9 protein-coding genes and 3 pseudogenes are annotated in these 14888 nt (G+C 62.9%); 3 read left to right on the top strand and 9 right to left on the bottom strand.

Annotated features, from left to right (window positions below):
• Positions 1 to 14 precede the first annotated feature (14 nt).
• The 3 genes and pseudogenes from ACVWW3_RS04640 to ACVWW3_RS04630 all read left to right on the top strand — a co-directional run bounded on the left by ACVWW3_RS04640 (position 15) and on the right by ACVWW3_RS04630 (position 3393).
• Positions 15 to 1528: pseudogene (locus ACVWW3_RS04640) on the top strand (ABC transporter substrate-binding protein).
• Positions 1529 to 1559: 31 nt separating this feature from the next.
• Positions 1560 to 2502: pseudogene (locus ACVWW3_RS04635) on the top strand (ABC transporter permease).
• 3 nt (positions 2503 to 2505) lie between these two features.
• Positions 2506 to 3393 carry an ABC transporter permease gene (locus ACVWW3_RS04630; RefSeq protein ID WP_456650784.1) on the top strand — a complete coding sequence of 296 codons (888 nt, stop codon included), beginning with the start codon at positions 2506 to 2508 and terminating at the stop codon, positions 3391 to 3393.
• On the opposite strand, the gene cnbZ is transcribed toward ACVWW3_RS04630, so the two are convergent.
• The 9 genes and pseudogenes from cnbZ to ACVWW3_RS04585 all read right to left on the bottom strand — a co-directional run bounded on the left by cnbZ (position 3390) and on the right by ACVWW3_RS04585 (position 14863).
• Positions 3390 to 4136, bottom strand: coding sequence for a 2-amino-5-chloromuconate deaminase CnbZ (gene cnbZ / locus ACVWW3_RS04625; protein WP_247441380.1), 747 nt, complete (start codon positions 4134 to 4136; stop codon positions 3390 to 3392). The two genes, ACVWW3_RS04630 and cnbZ, sit on opposite strands and share 4 nt — an antisense overlap.
• Before the next feature lie 9 nt (positions 4137 to 4145).
• Entirely contained in the window at positions 4146 to 5396 is a 1251-nt protein-coding gene (locus ACVWW3_RS04620) for an adenylate/guanylate cyclase domain-containing protein (protein ID WP_456650785.1), read from the bottom strand.
• Entirely contained in the window at positions 5393 to 5782 is a 390-nt protein-coding gene (locus ACVWW3_RS04615; protein WP_247349687.1) for a response regulator, read from the bottom strand. Before ACVWW3_RS04615 ends, ACVWW3_RS04620 begins: the two co-directional genes overlap by 4 nt.
• Entirely contained in the window at positions 5779 to 8376 is a 2598-nt protein-coding gene (locus ACVWW3_RS04610; protein WP_456650786.1) for an ATP-binding protein, read from the bottom strand. The genes ACVWW3_RS04615 and ACVWW3_RS04610 overlap by 4 nt, the downstream gene beginning before the upstream one ends.
• Positions 8377 to 8516: 140 nt before the next feature.
• A pseudogene (locus tag ACVWW3_RS04605) lies at positions 8517 to 11613 on the bottom strand (MexW/MexI family multidrug efflux RND transporter permease subunit).
• Positions 11614 to 11689: 76 nt separating this feature from the next.
• Positions 11690 to 12883 (bottom strand): efflux RND transporter periplasmic adaptor subunit, encoded by a 1194-nt coding sequence (locus ACVWW3_RS04600; protein WP_456671886.1) that lies wholly within the window; start codon positions 12881 to 12883, stop codon positions 11690 to 11692.
• Between the two features lies 1 nt (position 12884).
• On the bottom strand, positions 12885 to 13586 hold the full coding sequence (locus tag ACVWW3_RS04595; protein ID WP_354051897.1) for a TetR/AcrR family transcriptional regulator: 702 nt from the start codon (positions 13584 to 13586) through the stop codon (positions 12885 to 12887).
• A 135-nt stretch (positions 13587 to 13721) separates the two neighbouring features.
• Positions 13722 to 14312 carry a thiamine pyrophosphate-dependent enzyme gene (locus ACVWW3_RS04590; protein WP_354107765.1) on the bottom strand — a complete coding sequence of 197 codons (591 nt, stop codon included), beginning with the start codon at positions 14310 to 14312 and terminating at the stop codon, positions 13722 to 13724.
• Entirely contained in the window at positions 14309 to 14863 is a 555-nt protein-coding gene (locus ACVWW3_RS04585) for a phosphonopyruvate decarboxylase (protein ID WP_456650788.1), read from the bottom strand. Before ACVWW3_RS04585 ends, ACVWW3_RS04590 begins: the two co-directional genes overlap by 4 nt.
• Positions 14864 to 14888: the final 25 nt, after the last annotated feature.

The following is a 14888-nucleotide window of genomic DNA, read 5'->3' as shown; positions in this document are numbered from 1 at the left end:
AGAGGGTGAGAGCGATGAGTTTCATGCGTTTGGCGATCCTGACGTCGGCATTGCTGACGTCGCTCGTGGGCGGCGCCCAGGGCCAGACCACGCTTCGCATCGGCATCGCCGAGGACCCCGACATTCTCGACCCCAGTGTCGGCCGCACCTATGTCGGCCCCGCATCGTATTCTCCGCCTTCTGCGACAAGTTGTTCGACATCGACGAGAAGCTGAACATCGTGCCGCAGCTCGCGCTGTCACACGAGACCTCGGCCGACGGCAAGGAGATGACGATCAAGCTCCGACCCAACGTCAAGTTTCATGACGGCGAGCCGCTGGACGCGGAGGCCGCAAAGTTCTCGATCGAGCGTCATATGACGCTGCCGACCTCGTTCCGGAAGCCCGAGCTTGCCAGCGTCGACCATGTCGAGGTCGTCGATCCCCTGACCATCAAGCTGGTGCTCAAGACCCCCTACTCGCCGCTGATTGCCCAGCTCACCGACCGCTCCGGCATGATGGTGTCGCCGAAGGCGGCGAAGGAGGCCGGCGACAAGTTCGGCCTGCATCCGGTCTGCGCAGGACCTTACAAATTTGTCGAGCGCGTCCAGCAGGACCGCATGGTGTTCGAAAAATTTGCCGATTACTGGAACAAGGACAACATCCATATCGACCGGGTCGTATTCCTGCCGATCGTCGATGCCACCGTCCGCCTCGCCAATCTGAAGTCCGGCGGACTCGATTTGATCGAGCGCGTGCTCGCCACCGATATCAAGGACGTGCGCGCCGATTCCCGGCTGGTGCTGTCGACGGCGCCCGAGCTCGGCTATCTCGGCCTAACCGTCAACATCGGTAACGACAAGACCAAGGGGCCGCTGAGCCAGTCGGCCAAAGTCCGCCAGGCGCTCGACCTTTCCATCGACCGCGAAGCCCTCAATCAGGTCGTCTTCAACGGCGAGTTCACGCCGGGCAATCAATGGGTCAGCCCGACACATCCCTATTACCAGAAGGCGTTCCCGGTCCACGGCCGTGACATCGCGAAGGCGAAAGCGCTATTGAAGGAAGCCGGGGTCACGCTGCCCGTAACCGTGGATTACATGATCCCCAAGGGCGCGGAGAATGAAGCCGTCGCCCAGGTGGTCCAGTCGATGGCCGCGGAAGCGGGCTTCGACATCAAGATCCGCGCCGTCGAATTCGCGACGACCTTCAAGCAGGCCCAGGCCGGCGAGTTCCAGGTTTTCCAGATCAACTGGAGCGGCCGCATCGATCCCGACGGCAATTCCTACATCTTCATGCGCAGCAAGGCGGCGCAGAATGACGGCGTGTACGCAAACCCGGATGCCGACAAGCTGATGGAAGATGGACGGATGACGTCCAATGTCGAGGAGCGCAAGGCGATCTACCAAAAGCTGGCGAAAATCCTGCTCGACGATCTGCCCATCATCTACATCTATCACCGCACGCTCCTGATCGCGCATACGACCAAGCTGCAGGGCTACAAGCAGATGCCCGACGGGCTGGTGCGGGTGGTCGGGTTGAAGTTCAAGTGATCGAGGCCGCCTCCAGAACGCGATCCGAACCATGCTGAACTTCCTCGCCCACCGCATCGCGCAGATCATCCCGACGCTGTTCTTCGTGTCGGTCCTGATCTTCTCACTCCAGCAGTTGCTACCGGGCGATCCCGCGCTGGTGATGGCCGGCGAGGAGCGAGATCCCGCCGTGATCGAACAGATCCGGCAGCAGTATAAGCTCGATAAGCCGATCCCGGTACAGTACGTCTATTGGCTCAAGGGCGTTCTATCAGGCGATTTCGGCGAGTCCCTGCGCAACAAGATGCCGGTGCGCGAGCTGATCGCGCAGAAGCTGCCGGTGACGCTCCAGCTCGGATCGATGGCGATCCTGATCGCGTTCTTCATCGGCATTCCCGCCGGCATCGTCTCCGCCGTTAAGAAGGGTACCGCCTGGGACTATGGCGCGAATTTGTTCGCGCTATGGGGCATCTCGACGCCGAATTTCTGGCTCGGCATCATGCTGATCTTCCTGTTTTCGATCGAACTTGGCTGGCTGCCGGCGTCGGGTTACGTGCCGCTCACCGAAAATTGGCGCGCGAGTCTGGCTGCCACGATCATGCCCGCCTTCGTACTCGGCAATGCGATTTCCGCGGTTTTGATGCGGCATACCCCGCAGCGCCATGCTCCAGGTGCTGGAAAGCGATTATGTCCGCACCGCGCGCGCGAAGGGACTGTCGGAACGTTCGGTCATCCTCAAGCACGCCATGCGCAATGCGCTGACGCCTATCATCACGCTCGGCGCGCTCGAGCTCGGCACATTGCTGTCAGGCGCCGTGCTGACCGAACAGATTTTCTCCATTCCCGGCTTCGGTAAGCTGATCGTGGACGCGGTGTTCAACCGCGACTATGCGGTGGTGCAGGGTGTGGTGCTGGTCACGGCGACGGTTTACATTACCCTCAACCTCGTTGCCGACGTCGCCTATGTCCTCGTCAATCCGCGGCTAAGGGGCTAGGCGATGACCGACGCTGCGCTATCTGCAAGTCCCACCATCCAGGCCTACGAGCTGGACAGCCCGGCGCGCCGCGCGCGGCGGCGGCTGTTCAAGCGCAAGGCGGCAATATTTGGACTTGTCGTGATCACCTTGTTCATCGGCTTCGCGCTGCTTGCGCCACTCGTCGTACCCTATGATCCCATAGCGACGAGCTGGAGCCTGGTGCGCAAGCCGCCCACTGCGGCGCACTGGTTCGGCACCGACGAGCTCGGCCGCGATATCCTGAGCCGTGTCGTCTACGGCGCGCGCGCATCGCTGCTCGCGGGCCTGATCTCGGTTACGATTGCGCTCGGCATCGGCGTGCCGCTCGGCCTGCTCGCCGGCTATCGTGGCGGTTTTGTCGATGCGCTGATCAGCCGGATCACCGACGCGATGCTGGCCTGCCCGTTCCTGATCCTGGCGATCGCACTCGCCGCGTTCCTCGGTCCGAGCCTCGGCAACGCCATGATCGCGATCGGTATCTCAGCCACCCCGATCTTCATCCGCCTGACCCGCGGGCTGGTGTTGAACGTCAAGGCCGAGGATTATGTCGAGGCGGCTCGCGCGCTCGGCAATCCGCCGTGGCGGATCGCATTTTCGCATATCCTGCCGAACATCCTGCCCCCGCTTCTGGTGCAGGCGACACTGTCGATCGCCGCCGCCATCATCGCCGAAGCAGCGCTGTCCTTCCTCGGCCTCGGCCAGCAGCCACCCGCGCCGTCCTGGGGCAGCATGCTCAATGCGGCACAGCGCTTCCTGACCCAGGCGCCCTGGATGGCGATCTGGCCGGGGCTTGCGATCTTCCTCGTGGTGCTGTCGCTGAACCTGCTCGGCGACGGCCTGCGCGACGCGCTCGATCCGCGCCAGCGCTAGATCACCATCTCCCGCATCACCCGGCGGCAATCCATCTCGTATTCGAGATCGACCACCGGCGGCCGGGCATAGTGCCAGGACAGGCCGGAGCGCAGCGCGCCGCGGCGGACCAGCTCGTCGACCAGCGCGTGGTGGAAGTCGTGCACGGAATAGGCCTGCACGCCGGTCGTGTCCTTCCAGCCGAAGCCGAAGGCCGTCATCCGGTTCTCCATCTGCGAGGTCGTCGTGAAGCGGACCTTCTCGCGAAGGCCCTCCGGGCTGAGGTCGCGGTAGCGCACGGTACGCTCGACATAGGATCCGCTACCCTCGCGCGCTTCGGCGCCGCCGGCGATCACGAAGCTCGGCGTCCTCGAGCTCGTCGGCCGCGTGAAGGAGAACGCATAGAACGACGGCTCGGCCGGCGGATCGATCTCGGGACAGACATTGCTGCGCGCCACCGGATTCGTGGTGCCGTCGAAGATGCCCCATTCGGACAGCGTCTTAACATAATGCAGGTTGAACGCGCGAAAACCGTCCTCGCTGAAGGCCGCCGGTGAGCGCAGCTCACAGGCGCAGAACGCCGTCAGTGGCCGCCCCGCCTCCTGGATGTATTTCGCCGCAAGCGCAAACCCTTCCGCGAGCGGCACCGGGCGGTCGAAGCGGACGCGCTCGATCTCATAGCCGTCATCCGCGGCCGCACCGGCTGAATACTGGAACACGGACGGGATAAAGCGGTAATTGCCGGCGGAGAATTCGCGTGTCATGTCGGACTCCTATTCCAGTTGCATACGAATACCCTTGGCGCCGTTGAGCAGGCGCTTCAGGTGAAAGCCGGCGAGGGAGTCGTCGGCATGCATTCCGACCAGCGCGGCAAAAGCCGGCATGGCGGCGCCGTCACCGGCCTCCATCTTGGCAAAAGCCTCGGAATACAGCGCCGTTTCCGGCGCAGCGAATTGGGCCTGCGCCAGCGGCTCGAACGCGCGCAACGGCTCGCTGCGTCCGCGCAGCAACAGCTCGCCGACGGGACGGCCTTGAAAATTCTCAGCCGCCTTGGCGACGCTGGCACTGACGCAAATCCGTGTGCCCAGATGCTTGTTTGCGGCTTCCAGCCGCGCCGCGATGTTGATGGAGTCGCCGTACGCGGTGTAGTCGAAGAACCGGTTGCCGCCGAAATTGCCGACCAGGGCCGGCCCGGCGTGAACGCCGATACGGGTGGTGCCGAAATTCACGCCTCTCGTCTTCCAGCGTGCGGAAAAATCCTCCGCCCAGGCGTCGAGACCGTGCGCGCAGGCGACTGCGCGTGTCACATAATCGGGCTGATCGCCGGGCGCGTTGAAGAGCACCTGGATCGCATCGCCGATGATCTTGGCAACTGTCCCCTCTTGGGCGAAAACGACCTCGGTCATCCCGCCGACATATTCGTTGAGAAGCGCGCCCAGCGTCTCCGGTGGCGCACTCTCGACCAGCGAGGTGAAGCCGGTAATGTCGGTGAAGATGGTCGCTACATCGCGCCACTGTACTTCGATTCCCTTACCTTCGCTCCCTGCCGCGAGACGCTTGGCGAGCTCGGGCGAGAAATGACGCGACAGCGCGGCGTGGGCGCGCTCCGCCTCCGCCTGGCGGCCTCGCACCTCACGCAGCATTTCGATGTGGCGGATGGTCTTCTGGATCGTCATCTCCAGGTCGGCGAAGTCGATCGGTTTGGTCAGGAAGTCGAACGCACCGCGGTTCATCGCAGTGCGGATATTGCTCATGTCGCCATAGGCCGACACGATGATGGTGGACTTCTTGTCTTCGGCTTCCTGGAGCTTCGCCAGCAGCGACAGCCCGTCCATCCGCGGCATGTTGATGTCGGAGACGACCATGTCGACATGCGGATTCTGCTCGAGCGACTGCAGCGCCTCGAGGCCGTCGCGCGCGAACATGATGGTCACCAGCCCATCGCGAATCTGCCTGCGGAATTTTTGCAGGACCAATGCCTCGAGATCCGGCTCGTCGTCGACGAAGAGGATGGTCGCGGTCATGCGGCTTGCTCGAGCCTCGTGTCGATTTCCTGCCGCAGCAGCGCGAAATCGATCGGCTTGGTGAGAAGTCCGACCGCGCCGCGCTCGATCGCCTTCCGGCGCGTCTCTGCATCGCCATACGCGGTGATCATGATGACGGGAACGTCAGGATGCGCGTCACGCACCTTCGGCAGCATGTCGAGCCCGCTCATGCCGGGCATGTTGATGTCTGACAGGATCAGGATCAACGAGGGATCGCGAACCTCGGCGGCGAGCTTCAGCGCATCGGGCGCGGACGGCGCGAATTCCATCTGGAAGCGGCCGGCGCGCAGGTCGCGCCGGAACTGCTGCCGGAACAGCGTTTCGACGTCGGGCTCGTCATCGACGACCAGGATGTAAACGTTCAAGACTTGCCTCCGGAAGTGTCGCCCGCCGCCATCATGCGCGGCAGGGTGATGATGAACTCGGTGAATACACCGGGCTCGGTGTTCACGTCGATGGTACCGCCGTGCTGATTCACGACGATGTCATGGCTCATGGAAAGGCCGAGCCCGGTGCCCTCTCCGGCCGGCTTGGTGGTAAAGAAGGGATTGAACATCTTCTCCTTCACCTCGGACGGAATCCCGGTGCCATTGTCGCGAATACGTATCTCGAGCTTATCGCCGATATTTTTCGTTTCCGCGCGCAAGGTAGGCTCGAAGGCGTCTGTGGCGCTCTCCTTGCGCTTTGCTGTGGCGTAGAAGCCGTTCGAGATCAGATTGAGGAAGACGCGAGTGATTTCCTGCGGATAAATATCGACCATGCCCGCCGCGGGGTCGAAGCCGCGCTCGATCGTGACGTTGAAGGCGGGTCTTTCGGCACGCGCGCCATGATAAGCGAGATTGAGGCTCTCTTCCACGATCGCGTTGATATCGCTGGGGCGATGCTCGCCGGACCCCTCGCGCGAATGCAGAAGCATGTTCCTGACAATGGAGTCGGCGCGCTTGCCGTGCTGCACCACCTTTTCGAGATTGCTCTTGAGCATGCCGGTCAGCTCTTCGACCTCTTCCTTGGTCTTGCCTTCGAGCGAGGCCGTTTGCAGGGCCTCGTTGAGCTCGTCGATCAACTCCGTCGACACCGACGAGAAATTGTTGACGAAATTGAGCGGATTCTTGATCTCATGCGCGATCCCCGCCGTGAGCTGACCGAGGGACGCCAGCTTCTCGGTTTGGACCAGGCGGTCCTGCGCGGCGCGCAGATCTTCGAGGGATTGCGACAGCTCCGTCGTACGCTTGCGCAACTCGTTCAGCAGTCGCGTGTTCTCGATAGCGATGACGGCTTGCTTCGTGAAATTCTCAACCAATGCGATTTGCTTATCGGTAAACGGCCGGACCTCCTTGCGATAAACTGCGAGCGTTCCGATCAGCTCGTTTTCCCTGATCATGGGCACTATGACGATCGTGCGGGCGCCGGCCACGTCGGAGATTCCACGAATGGTCGGACCTCCAGCAAGATAGGCCGGAGTTTCCTGCACATCATGAACATGGACAACCCGGCGTGTCCTGACGACCACAGCAAGTGCGCTCTCCGGATGAGGACGGATCGGCAGGTCTTTTCGCGAATCCGCGAACGCAGGCGGCACATTGTAATCCGCAACAATCGTGAAACTCTCGCTATTCCACAGATTCATTACGCCGAAACTCGCGCCACAGACGCGTGTGGTATTCTCGAGCATCTTGTGGAACACCGGTGTGAGTTCGCCAGGAGACGAACTGATGACCTGCAACACTTCCGACGTAGCGGTCTGTTGCTCGAGCGACTCGGTCAACTCAGCCGTTCTCACCTCGACCTTTTTTTCCAAATCCGCATAGGATTCCTGCAGGCGCTCGCCCATGTGGTTGAACTGGTCCGCGAGCCCCTCGAGCTCGTCGCCGGTCCTGATCGAGATCCGCTGGGAGAAATCGCCGCCGCCGATGCGCTCGGCGCCGCTCCGCAGCGCCTGGATCGGCCCGACCATGCGACGCGCCAGGAATATCCCGGCGAGCACCGCGAAGATCGACGCCGCGAGCAGCACGAAGGCAAGCCGTTCCAACGCAGCATAGAGCGCCGCATAGGCTTCCTCGACCGGCATCTCGACGAACATGGTCCAGTGCAGCGGCGCGATCGGAGCCGACGCGGTCAGCACTTTCTGTCCTTGGATATTACGCGCTTCGGAAAGCGCATCAAGCGTGGCGCCGCCCCCGGCCAGCGCGGCGCGCACCTGCGCGAGACCAGACATGTCGGTGTTGCGCAGGACCAGGCTGATATCGGGGTGCGCGATCAGGCGTCCCTCCGGACCGACCACGTAGGCGTGTCCGTGCTCGCCGACCTTGATCTGGGACACGACGTCCCAGATCAGCTTGAGATTGACCTCCGCGACGCTAACGCCCGCATCCTTGCGCGACCCGGCCTGCGCCAGCGTCATGTACGGCTCGGACTCCCTGCGGAAATAGACCGGGCCGTAAAAAACCTTGTGCGCGACCGCCTCGGTGAACTTCGGATCGTCCGACAGGTCGATCCCGCTGTCGATCGCGTCCATGGCGAGCCGCGAGACCCGCAACCGCTCCCTGCCGGTCGCATCGATCTGGGCGAGCTCGGTGATGGCGGGCACCTGGCGCAGCAGCCGTAGCGCGTCGAACCGGCGCTGCTCGATCGAGCTCGCCGACCAGGGCAGCTGCGTGGTCCAGCCGAGCTGGCTCTCGATCTCCTTGACGAACTGACCGATCTTGGCCGCAGCCGCCTCGGCCTGTTCATGCTGAACCCGGATCAGCGCGGCCTTGTGCTCGCGATAATAGAAGAAGACCTCGAACAGGCCGTTGGCCAGCAGCGCGATGGCGACGACAGCCACGAACAGCGCGACATATTTGGTGAAGAGCCGGGTCCTGATCCCCTGCCCTGGCGTCGTGCCGGACGCGACGCCAGCCGGCGCCGCAGTCGGCAGCGCCCGTGCTTGCGGGGTATCGGGGTGGAGGGAAAGGCTCATCCCGCCGAACCTAGCAAGAAGACCGGACCTTGTCTCTCGCGAGCGCAGGAAAGCCTGATGGCAATCGGACCCCCCGGGGCAAATAGAAAAGGGCGGCAGCGGAATGCCGCTGCCGCCCTCGGGTTAGCTTACCTGCGTCCTCAGGTTGGCCGCAGCGCCTTGGAGCCGAGGTCGAGATCGTTGACCTGCTTGTTCCGCTCGGAATCGGCGGCCGCGCGATGGTCGGTCGCCAGCACCACGTAAACCGCGGGCAGCACGAACAACGTGAACAGCGTGCCGATCGACATGCCGGCGACGACCACCAGACCGATCGAGAAGCGGCTGGCCGCGCCCGCGCCGGTCGCGGTCAGGAGCGGGATCAGGCCCGTCACCATCGCGGCCGTGGTCATCAGGATCGGCCTGAGACGGATGCGGGCCGACATTTCGATGGCTGAGCGGCGATCGAGCCGCTCGTTGATCTGGAGCTCGTTGGCGAACTCGACCATCAGGATGCCGTGCTTGGTGATCAGGCCCACCAAAGTCAGCAGTCCGACCTGGGTGTAGATGTTCATGGTCGCCACGCCGAAGAACAGCGGGATCAGTGCGCCGACGATCGCCATCGGCACCGAGATCATGATGACCAGCGGATCTCGCAAGCTCTCGAACTGCGCCGCCAGCACCAGGAAGATGATAATCAGCGCGAAGCCGAAGGTGACCGCGAGCTGGTTGCCTTCCTGCACATATTGCCTGCTGTCAGCTAGATAATCATGGCTGAAACCTTGCGGCAGGTTTTTGGCCTCGCTCTGCGAGGAAGTCGACCGCCGCACCGACGGTCACGCCGGGCATCGGCACCGCCGAGAAGGTCGCCGAATTGAGCTGATTGTAATGTGTCAGCGAATTCGGCTCGGTCTTGGTCTCGATCGATACCACCGTCGAGAGCGGAAGCTGCTGGCCGGTGTTGGTTGTCACGTAGTAGCCGGCGAGCGATTCCGGCGAGAGCCGCTGGCCGCGCGGCACCTGCGGGATGACCTGATAGGAACGGCCCTCGAGATTGAAGCGGTTGATGTAGTTGCCGCCGAGCAGCACCGCGAGCGTGCTGCCGAGGTTCTGCATGTTGACGCCGAGATCCTGCGCCTTGGTGCGGTTGATCGTCACCTTCACGTTCGGCTGGTTGTAGGCAAGGTCGCTGTCGGAGACGATGAACATTCCGCTTTTGCGGGCGGCAGCCTTCAACTTCTCCATCTGTTCATAGACAGTCTGGAAACTGGCGGTGGAGTTGATGACCATCTGCACCGGCAGGCCGCCCGGGCCGCCCGGGAGCGGCGGCAGGTTGAACGCGAACGCCTGCACGCCCTCGATCTTGGAAAGCTCGGCCTGCACCAGCGACTTCAGCTGGATCGACGAGCGCTTGCGCTCCTCCCACGGCTTCAGCAGCATGCCGGCGATACCGCCCTGCGGGCCGTTGATGCCGTTCAGCACGAAGCGAAGATCGGTCTCGGGGAACTTCTGGAATTCCTTGTCGAGCTTCTCGCCGTAAAAGTCGACGTAGTCGATGTTGGCGTATTTCGGCGCCTTGGTCACCGCGAACACGATGCCCTGGTCTTCCTCGGGCGCCAGCTCCTTCGACGTGTGCATGTAGAGGAAGCCGACCAGCCCGAGGATGGTCACCGCAAACAGGCCGGTGATGGCCTTGTAGTCGAGCGAGCGATCGAGCCTGCGTCCGTACCACCGCGTCAGCGCGCCAAACACCTTGTTGACCAATTTGGCGAAGCGGCCCTCTTCGGTGTTCTTCAGAAGCACCGAGCACATCATCGGCGACAGCGTCAGCGCGATCACGCCGGACACGATCACCGAGCCCGCAAGCGTGAAGGCGAATTCGCGGAACAGCGAGCCGGTCAGGCCGCCAAGGAAACCGATCGGCGCGTACACGGCCGCGAGCGTGATGGTCATCGAGATGATGGGACCGACGATTTCGCGCGCGCCTTCCAGCGACGCCTGGACCGGCGTTTTCCCCTCCTCCAGATGGCGATGGATGTTCTCCACCACCACGATGGCGTCGTCGACCACGAGGCCAATCGCGAGCACCATCGCAAGCAGCGTCAGCAAATTGAAGCTGAACCCCAGCGCCAGCATCAGCGTGCAGACGCCGATCATCGACAGCGGGATGGTGACGACGGGAATGATGACCGAGCGGAACGAGGCCAGGAACAGGAAGATCACCACGATCACGATGATCACGGCCTCGCCCAGCGTCTTCTCCACCTCGTCGATCGAAGATTGGATGAACTTGGTCGAATCGTAGGCGACCTTCATCTTCATCGACGGCGGCAGATTGCGCTCCAGCTCAGGGAACAGCGCCCGCACGCCCTTGACCAGGGTCAGCGGGTTGCCCTGCGGCGTTGCCTGCACACCGATAAAGATCGCGTGCTCGCCGTTGAAGGCAACGCTCGCGTCTGTGCTTTGGGCCGCAAGCTCGACGGTGGCGATGTCCTCCATCCGCACGAAGCCGCCGTCCTTGGCCTTGACGATCATCTTCTTGAACTGGTTGACGTCGGTCAGACCCGTATTCGTCGATACGTTCGAGACAATCAGATAGCCCTTGGTCTGCCCCGCCGCGGACTGGAAGTTGTTGGCGGTGATCGCGGCCGCGACATCCGCAGGCGACACATTGCGGCCCGCCATCTTCAGGGGATCAAGCCACAGCCGCATCGCAAAGGTCTGACCACCGAGAATGTCGGCAGAGGCCACGCCGTCGACGGTCGACAGCACCGGTTGCACAACGCGCGTCAGATAGTCTGATATCGCCGAGCCCGACAGCTCGTCGGACGAGAATCCGAGATACATCACGGCCGTGGTCTGGCCCGTGGTCTTGGTGACGATCGGATCGTTGGATTCCTTCGGGATCAGGTATTTGACCGAGTTGGTCTTGGCCAGAACCTCGGTCAGCGCCTGGTTCGGATCGAAATTCAGCTTGATGTAGACCTGGATCGTCGAGGTGCCGAGTACCGAGGACGAGGTGATGTAATCGACACCTTCGGCGGAAGCGACCGCCTGCTCGATCGGCGTCGTGATGAAGCCCTGGATCAGGTCCGCGGACGCGCCCGGATAGACGGTCGTGATGTTGATGACCGTGTTCGACAGCTTCGGATATTGCCGGATCGGCAGCGTCGTTGCCGCGCGCAGGCCGATCAGCAGGATCAGCAGGCTGACGACGATCGACAGGACCGGGCGTTTGATGAAAATATCAGTAAAGCGCATCGCGGCGATCTCGATTTCATTGACTTGCAAAGCGCATGACCCGGCCGGGCCGGATCATGCTGCGACGTGTGCGATGTCAGTATCGCGGCGGCTGCGCCGGGATCTGCGGAGCCGGGTCGGTCGAAATCGACACCGCCGCGCCCGATTGCAGCTTGAGCTGGCCGACGGCGACGACCTTGTCGCCCGGCTTCACGCCCTTGACGATTTCGACGCGGCCTTCGACCCGGTTGCCGGTCTGCACGAAAGTGCGCACCGCATTCAGGCTGGTCTTGCCGTCCTCTTCCTTCTTCTCGGTAATCACGAACACCGAGTCGCCGTACAGCGTGTAGTCGACCGCCGTCTCCGGCACGGTGACCACGGCCGGCTTGTCCGGCAGCACCACAGTGGTGGTCACGAACATGCCGGGCTTCAGGATCTTCTCCGGATTGGAGATGGTCGCCTGCACGCGGATGTTGCGGGTGTCGGTCGATATCTGCGGCTCGATCGTGGTGATCTTGGCGTCGAAGGTGCGGCCCGGATAGGCATCGACCTTCAGCCGAACCGGCTGACCGACCTTGAGGTTGCCCGAGTCCTTTTCCGTCACTGTGAAGTTGGCCCACAGCTCCGACAGATCGGTCAGCGAAACGATGGCCGTGCCGGCTGTCAGATACTGGCCGACCTCGACCTTGCGGACGCCGAGATCGCCGGAGAACGGTGCACGCACCAGCTTCTGCGAAATCAATGCCTCGGTCTTGGCAATTCCGGCCATTGCCTGGTCGTAGGCAGCCTGCGCCTGATCAACGGTCGCCTGCGGACCGAACTGGCGCGACGCCAGTTGCTTGGCGCGGTCGAGCGACAGCTGCGCGACGGTTGCCTGCGCCTTGAAGCTCGCGAGATCGCCCTGCTCGGCCGCGTCGAACAATTGCACCAGCGGCGTGCCGGCCTCGACATGCGTGCCCGGCTCGAACTTGATCTCGGTGACGCGGCCGTTGACGTCGGCGCTGACATCGACCTGGTGCACGGCGGCGAGACCACCGACCGCGGTCAACAGGTTCGGTACCACCTCGGACTTCGCCTCGGCGGCGCTGACCGCGACCGGCGGCGGCTTGTTGTTGGCGAAGAACTGCTTGATCATCTGGCCGCGGAAATAATTGAACCAGACGAGGCCACCGACCAGCACGCCCAGAAGCGTTCCGACGATAACGAACCAGAGCACCGGCCGGACCGGACGCTTGGGAGCCTTGGTGTCGATCGGTTCGCCCGAAATCTTGTGTTCGGTTACGATGTTCATGTCATGCGCTTTCTGCAATCGCCGTTTTGCCCGCATCCGCGGCCTGATCGCGGCCCAAATGCGACGCAATTGCGGCGTCGTTAAGTCCGATACCTCTCAGGAGAAACTCGCAGAGCTGCCGCTCGAGGTCATTCGCCTTGCCATAAGCGAGACACGGCGTGGCCGGCAGCCTGGTCAGCGCAGCCGTCATCGCCGTGTGATGCGCAAACCAGAACAGGTTGAGCGGTTCGCCGTTGTATGGCCGCGCGTCTCCGGCGGCAACCGCGCGCTTGAGCGAGGCGACGAAGACCGCTCCGATCAGCGTTTCGATCTTGGCATACAGCAAACGGGCGAATTCGCCGTCATCCAAATGACTCGTGGCCATCAGTCGCAGGCGCTGGGCTTCTTCGCGGTCGGGCCCGTCAGCGATCTGAAGGAAATGTCCGACCATGCCGCGGATCACTTCGACCAGGGTGACGGTCGAGGGCTCCCGTTCGAGCAGATCCATGAGCGCCGGGTCAGCCTCGCATTCGTCGCTGAGAATTTCGGCGTACAGCGCGGCCTTGGACGGGAAATGCTTGAACAGCAGCGCTTCGGAAATGGCAGCGGCGGCCGCCACGCTCTTGGTCGTGGTGCCGGTGTAGCCGTGTCGGGCAAAGCAACGCTTTGCGGCGCCGAGGATCAATTGACGCCTCAGGTCGCTCGTCATACGCAATGAGCTCATGCTAGTGAGTAAGCACTCACCCATGTAAAAGTCAAGCACTATGCTGCAACGCAACCTAAATGCGTTGTAATTTCAGTGGAAATTGATCTTGCCTGCATGGCCCCCGTGCAGGACGGGGCCGCTGGGGAAGCCAGCCTAGATCGGCTGAAAGCCGAGGTCGCCCCGGATCCGGTTGAGAATGTAAGTCCCATCCCGACTTGGCAAGATTCGCTCCAGATTGGCGCTGTCGATTTTCACGTTGGCGAATCGTGGTCCGGCCGAGACGTCGTGGACGGCTTTGGCGAAGGCCTCGACCTCGGCCATGGTTGTCACAGACCGGCTATCCCCGATGCCGCAGGCCCTGGCGACGCCGACGAGGTCGGCGGCAGCCGAGGTGTGGCTGGTCTGGCCGCCGGTCTCGCCATAGGCCTCGTTGTCGAGCACTGCGATCGAGAGGTTGGACGGCTTCTGCAGGCCGATGGTGGCGAGGCTGCCCAGCCCCATCAGCATCTCGCCGTCACCGGTGATGACGAGCACCGGCAGTTTTGGCTGCGCCAGCGCGAGCCCGAGGCCGATCATCGCCGCGCCACCCATGCCGCCCCAGAGATAGAAGTTGCGCGCGTGGTCGCCGGCCGCGCACATGTCGTTGGTGGAAGCTCCGAGGCCGCCGATCGCAACCACGTCCTTGCGGTTCGCAAGCAGCGCGGACACCACCTGACGGCGGTCGAGGAGATTGGCCTTGCTCATTTGGTGAAGACCTTGGCGCCGATCAGGCGCTGCGACAGCAGGACAGCGGTGGGCGTAAGGGCGTTATAGGCCTGTCCAGCCGCCGCCTCCAATACGGCCGGCACCTCGGCCGCGTTCGAGGCACGCAGCACCTTGACGCCTGATAGTTCGAATATGCCCTGCGTGGTCGATCCCATCGGCACCTGCCACGGATTGAACTCGCCCCACTCGCCGCGCATGGTCACCAGCGTGAGGAACGGAAAGCGCAGGATCGGGATCAGCGACAGCATGTTGATGCAATTGCCGACGCCGCTCGACTGCATCAGCAACACACCGCGCTGTCCGCCGGTCCAGGCGCCGGCCAGCAGCGCCACGCCCTCCTCCTCCGTCGTCAGCGGAATGCCGCGCATCATGGACGAGGCCAGCACGCGCTCGATCAGCCTCGAATGGCCAGCGTCGGGCACGTAGGGCACCTGCCGGACGCCGAAGCGTTGCAAGGTCGCGAAAATATCGTCGGGCCAATGAGTGCTAGACTCGGCGGCCGTGTCGGCAGCGTCAGCGCGGGCGTGCATTTTCCTGTCCGGTCGGCTTGCAAAT

The sequence above is a fragment of the Bradyrhizobium sp. LM2.9 genome (assembly GCF_054056555.1).
This window is presented reverse-complemented; position numbering and strand designations above follow the sequence as displayed.

Bases quoted from the DNA above. Each gene is read 5' to 3' on its own strand.
- ACVWW3_RS04585 (WP_456650788.1), bottom strand. From the start codon at position 14,863: ATGCACGCCCGCGCTGACGCTGCCGACACGGCCGCCGAGTCTAGCACT.
- cnbZ (WP_247441380.1), bottom strand. From the start codon at position 4,136: ATGACACGCGAATTCTCCGCCGGCAATTACCGCTTTATCCCGTCCGTG.
- ACVWW3_RS04630 (WP_456650784.1), top strand. From the start codon at position 2,506: ATGACCGACGCTGCGCTATCTGCAAGTCCCACCATCCAGGCCTACGAG.
- ACVWW3_RS04620 (WP_456650785.1), bottom strand. From the start codon at position 5,396: ATGACCGCGACCATCCTCTTCGTCGACGACGAGCCGGATCTCGAGGCA.
- ACVWW3_RS04590 (WP_354107765.1), bottom strand. From the start codon at position 14,312: ATGAGCAAGGCCAATCTCCTCGACCGCCGTCAGGTGGTGTCCGCGCTG.
- ACVWW3_RS04595 (WP_354051897.1), bottom strand. From the start codon at position 13,586: ATGAGCTCATTGCGTATGACGAGCGACCTGAGGCGTCAATTGATCCTC.
- ACVWW3_RS04600 (WP_456671886.1), bottom strand. From the start codon at position 12,883: ATGAACATCGTAACCGAACACAAGATTTCGGGCGAACCGATCGACACC.
- ACVWW3_RS04610 (WP_456650786.1), bottom strand. From the start codon at position 8,376: ATGAGCCTTTCCCTCCACCCCGATACCCCGCAAGCACGGGCGCTGCCG.